This is a genomic window from Bacillus sp. FSL H7-0578 (assembly GCF_038630855.1).
GTDB lineage: Bacteria > Bacillota > Bacilli > Bacillales > Bacillaceae > Bacillus > Bacillus safensis.
In genome coordinates, this window is record NZ_CP152045.1 from 1,311,343 (window position 1) to 1,324,236 (window position 12,894).

11 protein-coding genes are annotated in these 12,894 nt (G+C 41.3%); 8 read left to right on the plus strand and 3 right to left on the minus strand.

Annotated features, from left to right (window positions below):
• The first annotated feature begins 56 nt into the window (after positions 1-56).
• Both MHB41_RS06670 and MHB41_RS06675 read left to right on the plus strand, forming a co-directional pair.
• Positions 57-842 (plus strand): SDR family oxidoreductase, encoded by a 786-nt coding sequence (locus tag MHB41_RS06670; protein WP_024424700.1) that lies wholly within the window; start codon positions 57-59, stop codon positions 840-842.
• A gap of 13 nt (positions 843-855) precedes the next feature.
• Positions 856-1,728, plus strand: coding sequence for an NAD(P)-dependent oxidoreductase (locus MHB41_RS06675; protein WP_340898823.1), 873 nt, complete (start codon positions 856-858; stop codon positions 1,726-1,728).
• 61 nt (positions 1,729-1,789) lie between these two features.
• Here the strand turns inward: MHB41_RS06675 and MHB41_RS06680 are convergent, their stop codons facing one another.
• Positions 1,790-2,590: a CAP domain-containing protein gene (locus MHB41_RS06680; protein WP_041108781.1), complete on the minus strand. Its 801-nt coding sequence runs from the start codon at positions 2,588-2,590 to the stop codon at positions 1,790-1,792.
• Positions 2,591-2,927: 337 nt separating this feature from the next.
• Between MHB41_RS06680 and MHB41_RS06685 the strand changes: the two genes are divergently transcribed.
• Positions 2,928-5,054, plus strand: a complete 2,127-nt coding sequence (locus tag MHB41_RS06685) for a penicillin-binding protein 2 (protein ID WP_340898820.1) — start codon at positions 2,928-2,930, stop codon at positions 5,052-5,054.
• Between the two features lie 156 nt (positions 5,055-5,210).
• Positions 5,211-7,040 (plus strand): PAS domain-containing sensor histidine kinase, encoded by a 1,830-nt coding sequence (locus MHB41_RS06690; protein WP_034281571.1) that lies wholly within the window; start codon positions 5,211-5,213, stop codon positions 7,038-7,040.
• 25 nt (positions 7,041-7,065) lie between these two features.
• Here the strand turns inward: MHB41_RS06690 and MHB41_RS06695 are convergent, their stop codons facing one another.
• A complete protein-coding gene (locus MHB41_RS06695) occupies positions 7,066-8,235 on the minus strand; it encodes an aminotransferase A (protein ID WP_024426854.1) in 1,170 nt (389 codons plus the stop codon).
• A gap of 293 nt (positions 8,236-8,528) precedes the next feature.
• Here MHB41_RS06695 and MHB41_RS06700 point away from each other — a divergent pair, with 293 nt between their 5' ends.
• Complete coding sequence (locus tag MHB41_RS06700; RefSeq protein WP_326134336.1) at positions 8,529-9,413, plus strand: cation diffusion facilitator family transporter; 885 nt, start codon at positions 8,529-8,531, stop codon at positions 9,411-9,413.
• A 64-nt stretch (positions 9,414-9,477) separates the two neighbouring features.
• On the opposite strand, the gene MHB41_RS06705 is transcribed toward MHB41_RS06700, so the two are convergent.
• On the minus strand, positions 9,478-9,630 hold the full coding sequence (locus tag MHB41_RS06705; RefSeq protein WP_162842519.1) for a hypothetical protein: 153 nt from the start codon (positions 9,628-9,630) through the stop codon (positions 9,478-9,480).
• A 302-nt stretch (positions 9,631-9,932) separates the two neighbouring features.
• Between MHB41_RS06705 and MHB41_RS06710 the strand changes: the two genes are divergently transcribed.
• From MHB41_RS06710 to MHB41_RS06720, 3 genes are all read left to right on the plus strand, one after another.
• Positions 9,933-10,472, plus strand: coding sequence for an RDD family protein (locus MHB41_RS06710; protein ID WP_024424707.1), 540 nt, complete (start codon positions 9,933-9,935; stop codon positions 10,470-10,472).
• Between the two features lie 119 nt (positions 10,473-10,591).
• Positions 10,592-11,902, plus strand: a complete 1,311-nt coding sequence (locus tag MHB41_RS06715) for an MFS transporter (RefSeq protein ID WP_340898814.1) — start codon at positions 10,592-10,594, stop codon at positions 11,900-11,902.
• 73 nt (positions 11,903-11,975) lie between these two features.
• On the plus strand, positions 11,976-12,884 hold the full coding sequence (locus MHB41_RS06720; RefSeq protein ID WP_024424709.1) for a chemotaxis protein: 909 nt from the start codon (positions 11,976-11,978) through the stop codon (positions 12,882-12,884).
• Positions 12,885-12,894: the final 10 nt, after the last annotated feature.

Sequence of the window (12,894 nt, forward strand, 5' to 3'; positions counted from 1 at the left end):
TGCGATGTGAGCAAGGTTCTTTTTGTATGATAAAATAAACTAGAGGAGGTGTTGACATGGATGTCAATCTAACTGGAAAAAAAGCATTGGTAGCTGCAAGCAGTCAAGGTATCGGAAAAGCGATTGCCTTTGCTCTAGCAAAAGAGGGAGCAGATGTGATGCTCTCGGGAAGACATGAACAGAAGCTGAAAGAAACAGTCAACGAGCTGTCTCCGCTTGTCAAAGGACAGCTGACTTATCAAGTATGTGATGTATCTGACGCCGGGCAAATCAAGGCGCTTGTTCAAGCGGCGGCTGGTGATGAGAAGTGTCTAGACATTCTTGTGAACAATACAGGCGGGCCTAAAACAGGAACGCTCGACACCTTAACAGATGAAGATTGGATCGAATCATTTCAGCTTCATTTACTCAGCTATATTCGATTATTAAAAGAGGCATTGCCTTATTTGAAAAAACGCGGCGCACGTGTGTTAAATATTGCGTCAATGTCAGTGAAAGAACCGATCCCGGGCTTGATGCTGTCGAATACATTTAGACCGGCCATAGCCGGCTGGACAAAAACAGCCGCTCTGGAGTTTGCAAAGGATGGTATTTTGATCAATACGTTAGCACCGGGAAAAATTGAAACAGACCGTGTGAAACAGCTGGAAAAGCACCGCGCACAAAGAGAGAATCGAACGGTTGAAGAAATCAAAGCACAGGCTGAACGAGCGATCCCGCTTGGCCGTTACGGCCAGCCAGAGGAATTTGCAGCATATGCAGTGTTTCTTTTATCAGAAGCCAATACATATATGACAGGTCAAACACTGATCATTGATGGTGGATTGACAAAGTCTCTTTAAGGAGGAACAAGTGATGGCAAAAATCAAAACAGTTGGTTTTATAGGAATCGGTGTAATGGGTCGCAGTATGGCAGGACATTTAATGGATGCAGGCTATGAAGTGATCGTTTATACAAGAACGAAAGCAAAAGCAGACGCATTGATTCAAAAAGGCGCATCATGGAAGCCGGCAGTAAAGGAGATTGCAGAAAGTGCAGATGCCGTCATTACAATGGTGGGATATCCATCTGATGTAGAAGAGATCTATTTAGGTGAAGATGGGCTTGTGGCACATGCTGCGCCAGGTACATATCTCATTGATATGACAACATCGAAGCCTCAGCTTGCAAAAGAAATTGAGTTGAAAGCGAAGGAAAGAGGTATATTTACATTAGATGCACCTGTATCAGGCGGAGACATAGGAGCCCAAAATGGCACGCTGGCCATTATGATCGGTGGAGAAAGGTCAGCCTATGAAGCCTGTCTGCCGCTATTTGAGCAAATGGGTGAAAACATTCAATATCAAGGACCGGCAGGAAGCGGTCAGCATACAAAAATGTGTAACCAAATTGCCATTGCAGCAGGAATGGTCGGTGTCGCAGAGGCAATGGCCTATGCCGAAAAATCAGGGCTTGATCCAGAGCAGGTGCTCAAAAGCATCACAACAGGTGCAGCCGGCAGCTGGTCTTTGTCAAACCTTGCACCAAGAATGCTGAAAGGCGATTTCGAGCCAGGGTTTTATGTGAAGCATTTTATCAAAGATATGGGCATTGCACTTGAAGAAGCAGAGCTGATGGGGGGAGAAATGCCAGGGCTCTCACTTGCGAAGTCCCTTTATGAAAAGCTGAGCGAACAGGGCGAAGAAAACAGCGGTACCCAGAGCATCTATAAATTATGGGTCAAATAGTTTGCAGCACTCTCAAAACAAACTAAAAACCTGTCCCAAATAGGGACAGGTTTTTTTGATATTATTTTCCGATGAATTGCTGCGTCCAGTAGTTGCCAGATTTCACATAACCAACACCGATATGTGTGTAGCTTTTGTTTAAAATGTTCGCTCTGTGGCCTTCACTGTTCATCCATGCTGTCACAACTTCTTGAGGAGATTTTTGACCTTGGGCAATGTTTTCACCTGCTGATTTGTAAGTGATACCGAATTGCTTCATTTGATCAAATGGAGATCCATAAGTTGGGCTTGTATGAGAGAAATAGTTTTTATCTTTCATATCTTGAGATTTTGCGCGAGCAGATTTGCTTAATTTAGAATCAACAGAAAGGGCCTTTAAGCCTTGTTTTGCACGCTCTTTATTTGTAAGTTCAACCACTTCTTTTTCAAATGCATTTAAGCTGCTGTCTGCTTTTGATGCGGTTGTGTCTTTTTGGTCAGCTTTTGTGTTGCTGTTGTTGTTTGTATTTTCTTTTGCTGGAGTGCTTGGTTTAGAAGCAGTTGGTTTTTTCACTGATTCTTGTTTTTGTTCTTGTTTTGCTTTGTTTACTTCTTTTACTACTTTTGTTCCTGTAACAGGTTGACCGCTTTTGATCAGTTTGTTTAATAGAGCTTCGATCTCTTTTTGATTCGACTTGCTTAGCTTGTTTACATCTGAAGAGATATGTAATTTTGCTGCTAGTGTATGAAGATCAATGGCTTGATGCTGTACATTTATTACTTGTTTCAGGTTAAGCTCCTTCGCATCAGCTGAATGTCCTCCAGTGAACGTGATGAGTGCAGCAGCTGTCAGCGCTGAAAAAAAGAATGATTTCTTCTTCATATTGTAACTCCTCCTAAAATCTTTGTTTTGTTTTCTCACAAAAAATCATAACATGGACTTTTTGTTATAAACGTACCAGCATCCTCCATTGACAATGCCAGTTTGTCATTTTTGTTAAAGTCATCGTAAGAGCCGCTTCATATCAAAGGATAGGGAATTCTTCCATTTAAAGAAAACGACATAAACATACCAATATTTTAAAGTGTTAGTATATTTTTTTGCAGATTAGGGATTGACAGCTTTTTTTCACTCGTTTCGCTGTAACAACTATTACAAAAGTGTTACAATAATGAGTGGTAATTGTAAAAGATTGAAAAGGATGAGAGGAGCTACATAAGTGGGAGAGAAACAGCATCAAGGTGCTGCCGAGCAAAAAAGAATAAAGCGCCGGAACGCCTGGAGAATTAATCTCTTTTTCTTCGCTGTATTTAGTTTATTTGCTGGACTTGTGATCAAGCTTGGTGTGCTGCAAATCGTCAATGGTGAAGATTATAAAAAGCAAGCCAACCGAACAGAGGTCAAAACAGCATCATACCCGTCTCCAAGAGGAAAAATGTATGACGCGAGAGGAAGAGTCGTCGTTGATAACGAAAGTGTGCCTGCCATCGTTTATACATCAGAAAGCGGTGTGAAAGCGGAGGATAAGATTAAGGTAGCAAGAAAACTTGCGACTTATATAAAAATGGATACTGATTTTTTGAGAGAGCGTGACATTCGGGATTTTTGGCTGGCGAGCCATCCGAAAGAAGCGGATAAACTCATTTCAAAAGCGGAGAAAAAAGATATCGATGCAAAGGATGTCTATCCGCTTCAAGTAGAGCGTGTCCCAAAGAGAGAAGTCAAGGCCATCGAAAAGGATGCAGAGGAAAAAGCTGTTGCAGCGATCTACCGTAGATTTACAGGCGGATATGCCTTTGAGCCCCAAATCGTGAAGGCAATGGACCCAAACGAAGAGAAAAAAGGGGACGAAAAAGTTGCTTTACTCGATGAAACGAAAGAATCAAAACAGACTTCATCCGTAAGCCTGACATATGAAGAGATTTCACTTGTCTCAGAGCATCTTGATGAACTGCCTGGTGTGAACGTCATCAACGACTGGACAAGAAAATATCCGTATGAAAAGACCCTTTATAATGTACTTGGCGGTGTGACGACACCAGAGCAAGGAATTATTAAAGAACGTGAAGATTACTATATGGCAAGAGGCTACTCGCGAAATGACCGGGTAGGGAAGAGCTATTTAGAATATCAATACGAGGATTTTCTAAACCCAGAGAAAGCGACCGTTCAATATACACAGGTTGGCGGGAAGCTGCTCGATGAAATCAAGCGGACAGAAGGACGAAGAGGACTTGATCTTGCGCTGACATTTGATATGGAGCTGCAAAAGGAAGTCGACAAAATTGTTGAATCAGAGCTTAGATCTGCCAGCGCGAGAAACTATATGATGGACCGGGCCTTTGTCGTCATGATGGACCCTCACACAGGGGATGTTCTCGCCATGTCGGGCAAGAAAATGGACGGCAGAGACGTTACAGATTATGCGATCGGAACATTTACGACCCAGTACGAAATGGGCTCTGTTGTCAAAGGAGCCACAGTACTTGGCGGTTATCAGGATGGGATGTCACACAACCAAGCCTATATGGATACACCGCTCTATTTTGCAGGAAGTAATGGAAAGGCGAAACAGTCTTACAAAGTTCTTGGGTGGGTTAACGACATTCAGGCACTCCAAAAAAGTTCCAACGTCTACATGTTCCAAGTAGCGATGAGAATGGCGGGCATCACCTATCAAAAGGATGGTCCGTTACCTGCAAGGCCTGAGCACTTACAAAAAATGAGAAACTACTATGCGCAATTCGGTCTTGGCGTGAAAACGGGGATCGATCTGCCGCAGGAATCAAGCGGGATGCAGACGCATCCTAAGACGGTCGGCGGACTCTTGCTTGATGAAGCAATTGGTCAGTATGACACGTATACACCGCTTCAAGTGGCGCAATACATGTCGACGATCGCCAATGGAGGCAGCCGTATTCAGCCAAGAGTAGTGAAAAGTGTTCATCTTCCAACGAAGAATGATGAAGTAGGCCCAGTCGTAAAAAAATATGAGCCGAAGGTGCTGAATACGATTAACAACTCGAAAGCAGATATTGACCGCGTAAAAACGGGACTGAAAATGGTCACATCAACAGGCGGAACTGCCGCTGGCCGGTTTGGTCAGCATGATGTCGCAGGAAAAACGGGTACAGCACAAACCTTCTACTATGGCGCCAACCGCAGCTGGTGGGGAAATTCAACATACAACTTAACCTTTGGAGGATATTATCCTTCTTCTAATCCAGAGGTAGCCTTTAGTGTCGTGACACCTTATGTTTCAGATAAAGATCCTGTCATCAAAAACATCCCAAGTAAAATTGTGGATAAGTACGTTGAATTGCAAAAGAAATATGAAAAACAATAAACCGCAGGGAGCACAGCAGCAGAAAGTGCTCCCTTTTTGCTGAATTTATGGACGTTTCCCTCGATGACAGAAGGAAAATACGGGTTTTCTAGCGAATCTTTTTTATACATCAATCTAAGGACAACCCTAAAAAATGAAAAGGAGGGTCGGACGACGATGGAACAACAAATGAAAGATTCGAATCAATTGTATTCGAACATCGATTTACATGCCGTTCTTTCTTCTAATGGCCGCTTTCTCTACATTTCTTCCAACTGTAAGCAGCTTTTGCTCTATGAACAAAAGGATTTACTAGGGTGTTTTTTGAAAGACTTTGTTCATACCGAAGATCAATTTCTCGTCGAAAGTTATTTTTACAATCAGCACATGCTAGAGGTTTGCCACTTTAGACTGCTAAGAAGTGATCTGACAGCTGTATGGATCGAAGCAAGCATTGATTTTGTTGCTTGTGATGGGTTAGGTAGCGAAGTAAGTAGAGAAATGATCCTGAAAATGAGGGTGCTGGATACTGAGCCCCAAAAAGCAGCATTTCAAACAACATCAAAAGTAGCAGAACAGTCGTTAGGCAGTCTGCCGGCTTTCCAAAATGTCGGTGAAGCTGAACAATTGATTGCCATGCTGCCAAATCCGTTATGTATTACGACTTTAGGGAAAATTGTGTATGCGAATGATGCGATGCTGCAATTAATGGGGGTAAGTGCAAGAGATGACATGATCGGCAAGTCCGCGTTTGATTTTATTGCTGAAGAGTACCATGACATTGTCAGAAGCCGAATAACAAGGCTGCAGCAAGGCCTTCCAGTCGGAATGATTGAACAGATATGGAAGCGTCAAGATGGGAGCAGTATTCATATTGAGGTAAAGTCATCACCGACGATTTATCAAAATCAGCGGGCAGAGCTTTTACTGCTCGTGGACATCTCATCCCGTAAAAAATTCCAAACCGTTCTTCAAAAAAGCCGGGAGAGGTATCAGCTGCTCATTCAAAACTCCATTGATACGATTGCGGTCATCCATGATCACAAGTGGGTATTTATGAATGAATCAGGCATTAAATTATTTGAAGCCGAGCATTACGATAAATTAATAGGTAAGGATATCTTTCATCAAATCCATTCCTGTGATCAGCAGAAGGTCAAAAAGAGCTTATCACGTATTATTGAAAGAGCATCAGATTCTGAGATTGTCACAATGAGCTGTCATACTTTTAAACATAAGCTGATTTATACAGAAATGGTCTGTATCCCAACTACATTTTTTGGAGAAACAGCGGTTCAAATTATTTTAAGAGATATCTCCGAACGTAAGCAGACAGAAGAGCTCATGCTCCGCTCTGAAAAATTATCGATCGCAGGTCAATTGGCGGCTGGTATTGCACATGAAATCAGAAATCCATTGACCGCCATCAAAGGCTTTTTACAGCTCATTAAACCGAAAACAAAAGACCGCGATCAATACTTCGAGATTGTTTTCTCTGAGCTGAGCCGAATAGAAATTATCTTGAGTGAGCTGCTAATGCTGGCGAAACCGCAGCAAACGTCCTCAATGCAGACGCTTGATTTGAAAAAAATCATCAGCGAAGTCACAGCCTTGTTAGAAACACAAGCGAACTTAAATGGCATTTTAATGAACACAAGTGAGATAGAGGAGGGTCTCCTGATGAACGGGGATCAAAATCAGCTCAAGCAAGTGTTTATCAATTTAATCAAAAATGCCGTAGAATCCATGCCGGACGGAGGAAAGGTAGACATCACAGCCAAAGCAGAAGGTGATGGAATACTTGTCACCATTCGTGATGAAGGGGTTGGCATTCCTGAATCGGTGATGAAGCGGATTGGAGAGCCCTTTTTAACCACAAAGGAAAAAGGAACCGGACTTGGCCTCATGGTCACATTTAATATTTTAGAAAATCATAACGGGACGATCCGTGTGGATAGTCAGCCTGAAAAGGGCACCGTATTTCACATCATGTTTCCTGCAAAATAAAAACAACGGCAAGAGAGCCGTTGTTTCAATCTAGCGAATGAATGGAACGTTTTTCAAGTACAAATTGTTCTAGCCGGTCAAGTCCTTCTTTCAGCGTTTCAAGTGAATAAGCATAAGACAGGCGCACGTACCCTTCGCCGAGTGGAGAGAAGGCTGAGCCTGGTACGACCGCAAGTCTTGTACTTTCTAACAGCTCCATGCAAAAATCAAAGGAACTCATCCCAAACGATTCAATGGATGGAAAAATATAAAAAGCGCCAGAAGGTTTAATTACCGGAAGCCCCATAGAAATGAGCCGATCATATACATAATCGAGTCTTTTCTTATATTGCTCTCTCATGATCAGTGCATCATCCACACCATTTGTCACAGCTTCAAGTGCCGCCTTTTGTGAGACAGCTGAGGCACAAGACACGTTATATTGATGTACTTTTAATACATGTTTAGCAATTGGAGCTGAAGCAAATAAAAATCCAATTCTCCATCCAGTCATGCTATGAGATTTAGACAGTCCATTGATGACAATGGTCTGTTCTTTTAAGAAAGAGGCAATTGAATGATGCGGCCGGTCAAATGTCAGCTCGCTGTAGATTTCATCGGATAAAATAAAGATGTCTTTTCCTTCAAGGAGCTGGGCAATTTCTTTCAATTCTTCTTCTGAAAGCGTGACCCCAGTCGGGTTTGAAGGGTAAGGAAGAACCACACACTTTGTCTTTTCCGTTAACGCATCCTCAATCAGCTTGGCATTCAATTTAAAGCCGGCATTCGTTGTGTCAATATGTACGGGCATGGCACCGCACATTCGAATGATCGGTTCATATCCGGGGTATACAGGTCCAGGTAAAATGACCTCATCGCCTTCTGTTAAAATGGTTCGAAACGCAGCATCAATTGCTTGACTTGCACCTGTCGTCACAATGATTTCTGACTCTGCATCATAATCAAGATTCACTTTCTTCTTGATATAATGCTGGATCGCTTGTCTTAGCTCTAGGAAACCAGCATTGTGAGTGTATGAGGTGAAATTCTCGTCAATGGCTGCTTTGGCAGCTGTTTTGACATGATGCGGCGTATAAAAATCGGGCTGGCCTATCGTCAATGAAACGACATCCTCATATGACGATACGAGATTTGAAAATGTTCGAATGCCTGAAATTTCAATATCCTTTACTCTTGGATTCAGCAAATGCTCCATTTCTCATCACCTTAAAAATTTATGTTTTTATCCTATTTTACCATTCACTGCATAAATGTCACCTGCGAAAGGCACTGGATATCGTTATATGTAGTCTATTCTCCTATCCATCACCGCATGAGTGATATATTGAAGAAAGAGCAACATTTATTATAGCGTAACCTCAAGAGAAAATACAGGCTGTGATGAAGATGATTAGAAAACGGCAAAACTGCGTAAACTGAAAGAACATGAGAATCAGGGTCATGGGAATGGCTTTCATAGACATACGATCTCCTAAAGGAGGACGATAGATGGAACAATCAGCGAAGACATCGAAAATCGCGTTCCTATCCGTGCTGAGCAACACATTTGTGGTCATCTTAAAAATCATTGTGGGTCTTTTAACCGGATCTGTTGCGGTTTTATCAGAAGCCATTCATTCGTTTCTCGATTTAATGGCGTCGTTTATTGCATTTATTTCTGTTCGTATTTCAAGAAAGCCAGCAGATTCTAAACATCCTTATGGACATGGAAAAGTCGAAAATATTTCTGGAACGATTGAGACCCTGCTGATTTTCGTTGCTGGCATTTGGATTATATACGAATGTGTTCACAAATTAATGCATCCAGAGCCAGTCAAGCTGCCTGTGCTTGGCATTGTGGTCATGCTGCTAGGCGCGCTCATCAATTTTGTTGTATCGAGGGTTGTGAACAAAGAGGCTGAGCGAGTACATTCAGTTGCCATGAAATCAAATGCACTGCATCTTTTAACGGATGTGTTTACGTCATTAGGGGTGGCATTTAGTTTATTGCTTGTGGCATTAACCGACTGGTATTTCCTAGATCCGATCATTGGAATGGTTCTGGCCCTCTTTATTATGCGTGAAGCGTTTAAACTCATGAAGGAAGCCTTTCCGCCGCTTGTTGATGCTCGGTTAACACCAGAGGAAGAACAATCGATCGAAGCGATCATTCAAGGATTTAGTCAAGAATTTATTGAATATCATGACTTTCGAACAAGGCGGTCTGGTGCCGAGGAATATATTGATTTTCATTTGATTGTAGATGGAAAGACAACGATTGAAGATGTTCACCAATTATGTGATCGAATTGAAGAGAAGATTCAGCTGGAATTTCCGCATGCACAAATCTTTATTCATGTGGAACCTGAAAGTGAAAGAAGCGTACAAACGTAAAAAAGGCGATCAACCTATTCTCAGGTTGTATCGCCTTTTTTTACGCTTCATCTATGAAATGAAATCAATATCCATAAGCAGTATCGTAGTCTTCATACCAAGAGATATAAGCTGTGTCATCATTTGACAAACCATGCTTCATATCTAAAAAATCAGCCTCGCAAATATCTTCAATTACAGTCATTTCGTTGTTCTTTAATAATACGACAGTTCCCATCATGAACACCTTTCTTTAAAAAAATCCTTGACTATTGTACCATTTGAAGAATCATTGTCAACAGAAGAATGGAAACAAGACGAAAATATCACAAAATGTTAAAAAATCAGGAGGTAAAAGAACTAGAAGTGCCATGATTTTCACAAATTTTCAGTATTTATTCACATAAATCGCTTAGATCAAACTGATCTAAAATGTATGTAAAAGTGTAAAGCTCCATTGATCTTGCTATATTCATAGGATATAATAACGAATGATTATAAGAAATTTATAGAAAACATACATAATAAAGGAGAAATAGGATGGAAACCAACATAACAGAACCACACATTCAAGAAAAGAAGCATCCTGAGCTAGCAGGTGTAGGCTATCGTTTTCTTGCACACCTTTTGGACGGTATCATTATCGGTGTACCAATTGCATTTATCATGTTTATTTTGGCGTCAGTCTTTTTTATCTCAAGCCCAGAGGCAGCAATGATGATGGATGACGACAGTTATTACTATTCTTCAACCGTCATAACGGATGAGGAATGGGAAGCTATTATGGGACTGATCTTTTTCTATATAGGGGCAATCTTGATGGGTACCGTGGTGACATGGCTTTATTACGCCATCATGGAATCATCAAAATTGCAAGGAACACTTGGAAAGATGGCTCTCGGCATCAAAGTAACAAAAGTCACAGGCGAAAAGGTCACATTCGGACGTGCAACTGGCCGCTTCTTTGCAAAAGGCTTTTTGTCTCCGATCTTATATATTGGCTATATCATTGCTTTTTTCACAGAAAAAAAACAAGCACTTCACGATTTGATTGCAAGTACCATTGTTGTGAAGAAATAATGAAAAAAGCACCTCTTCTATATGGTAAGAGGTGCTTTTTTTCATAGATCGCTTGTATGGATGAGGGAAACAGCACATAAAATAGAATGATAGTGAAAATGAGGAAGGGAGACAATCGATTGAGAACAGGAAAAAAAACCGCACAGAAAAAAGGGGCAGGCTTTGGGCTGTTTTTGACAGCACCTGTGTTAGCCTGGGCGTTGTATGATTTTGCAAATACGATCTTTTCATCAAACATGATCACCATTTTCTTCCCGTTTTACTTACAGGAAACGATCGGGGACAGTGCGAGAATGGACCAGATCGCCAGCACCTTTATTTCTTATGCAAACGCACTAGCCAGCTTTTTTCTCGTCATTTTTACACCTTTATACGGAGTGCTGATTGATCGTACAGGAAAAAAGAAACGCTACATTACGGTGTTTACGTTCATATGTATTGCTTGTACGCTTTTGATGGGGATTTTTGCTGGGATTGATTTCTCAAGTGAATGGTTTGGGCTGCCTGTTTCTTTATTGGTCGTGGTCACCTTGTTTGTGATCGCAAAGTTTTTTTATCATTCTAGTCTTGTTTTCTATGACACCATTTTGCCCGATCTTGGGACAAAGGAAGAAATCCCGCTTATTTCTGGATTTGGTATCGCTGTTGGCTATTTAGGAACACTTGTCGGCCTCTCTGTTTATTTACTTGTCGGCAATGACCAGTTTCATGAAGCATTTATTCCGACAGCTCTTTTATTCCTTCTCTTTTTTCTACCCTTTCTCTTTTTTGTAAAAGATCCTCATCCGCTGCCACAGCGAGAGAAAAAGGCGTCTTTTTTCAGCGGGTATAAAGAGATTATTCACACGTTTAAAGAGATGAAAAAGTACAAGCCAGCTTTTATCTTTATGATTGCTTTCTTTTTTATGAATGATGCTTTACAAACAGCGATTGCGATGATGGCTGTTTATGCCAAAATCATCATTGGCTTTACAGCTGGGCAATTTATTTTGCTCTATCTTGTGTCGACCATTTCAAGTATCATTGGCTCCTTTCTGTTTGGATATATCACAAAAGCGATAGGGGCAAAGCGATCGATTACAGTTGTGTATGTCATTTTGATTGTGGCGCTGATTCTGGCTGTGACAGCGGCAACCGAATGGGTCTTCTGGATAGCGGGCAGTTTATTCGGGATTTCACTTGGCGCAAGCTGGGGGGCATCACGAATCTTGATTATTGAACTGACACCGAAGGAAAAAAGGGGACAGTTTTTTGGCCTCTTTGCATTCTCAGGGAAGGTATCTTCCATTATCGGGCCGATCATTTATGGCTCAGTTACCCTGCTGTTTGCAGAGCACGGAAATCTCGCAAGCCGCCTTGCACTAGGGTCTTTGCTCATCCTTACAGCGATAGGACTTGTGATTCATCAATTCGTTCGAGAGAAAGCGTAAAGAAACGTCAACTTTTTACCTATGCTGCCGATATAAAAAGTACAATCTTATATTGAAGAATAGAGGGATTTCCGTGGCTTTAAACAAACAAGAAATTTTACTTGACTCTGGTACCAATGAATTGGAAATTGTGAAGTTTGAAATTGGTGCAAATCAATTCGGCATTAACGTCATGAAAGTAAGAGAAATCATTCAGCCGGTTGAGGTGACGGTTGTACCGCACTCTCACCAAGATGTAGAAGGGATGATTAGTTTACGAGGCGAGATTTTACCAGTCATCAATCTATTTTCCTTTTTTAATGTCGAGTCAGATCAGTCAGAACAAGAGAAATATATTGTGACTGAATTCAACCAACGGAAATTTGTGTTCCATACAGGAACGGTATCACAAATTCACCGCGTCAGCTGGGAAGAGATTGAGAAGCCGACTGCACTCAATCAAGGGATGGACCGTCATTTAACGGGCATCATTAAGCTTGATGAAAAAATGATTTTCCTTCCAGATTACGAAAAAATCATTTATGATATTGAATCCGCTTCTGGTGTTGATACGTATCATATGTTTGACGGTGAGAAAGACGAGAGAAGAACAGGGAAGAAGCTGTATGTCGTTGAAGATTCTCCGCTTCTCATGCGTTTATTAACAAATGAATTAACCGAAGCAGGCTATAAAAACATTGTGACCTTTGAAGATGGCAAACAGGCATATGATCATGTCATGGACCTTGTCAGCAAAGGAATCAGTGTCACAGAAGAAATTGATATGATTATTACGGATATTGAAATGCCTAAAATGGATGGCCACCGGCTAACAAAACTGCTGAAGGACAATCCTTTAACAAATTCCATTCCGATTCTTATTTTCTCTTCGTTAATCACTGAAGATTTGCGTCATAAAGGGGAAACGATCGGGGCAGATGATCAAATCAGTAAACCAGAAATTCATCAGCTGATTGAAAAAGTCGATCATTTTATTATCTAAACAAAAAAAC

Bases quoted from the DNA above. Each gene is read 5' to 3' on its own strand.
- MHB41_RS06670 (WP_024424700.1), top strand. From the start codon at position 57: ATGGATGTCAATCTAACTGGAAAAAAAGCATTGGTAGCTGCAAGCAGT.
- MHB41_RS06675 (WP_340898823.1), top strand. From the start codon at position 856: ATGGCAAAAATCAAAACAGTTGGTTTTATAGGAATCGGTGTAATGGGT.
- MHB41_RS06680 (WP_041108781.1), bottom strand. From the start codon at position 2,590: ATGAAGAAGAAATCATTCTTTTTTTCAGCGCTGACAGCTGCTGCACTC.
- MHB41_RS06690 (WP_034281571.1), top strand. From the start codon at position 5,211: ATGGAACAACAAATGAAAGATTCGAATCAATTGTATTCGAACATCGAT.
- MHB41_RS06695 (WP_024426854.1), bottom strand. From the start codon at position 8,235: ATGGAGCATTTGCTGAATCCAAGAGTAAAGGATATTGAAATTTCAGGC.
- MHB41_RS06700 (WP_326134336.1), top strand. From the start codon at position 8,529: ATGGAACAATCAGCGAAGACATCGAAAATCGCGTTCCTATCCGTGCTG.
- MHB41_RS06705 (WP_162842519.1), bottom strand. From the start codon at position 9,630: ATGGGAACTGTCGTATTATTAAAGAACAACGAAATGACTGTAATTGAA.
- MHB41_RS06710 (WP_024424707.1), top strand. From the start codon at position 9,933: ATGGAAACCAACATAACAGAACCACACATTCAAGAAAAGAAGCATCCT.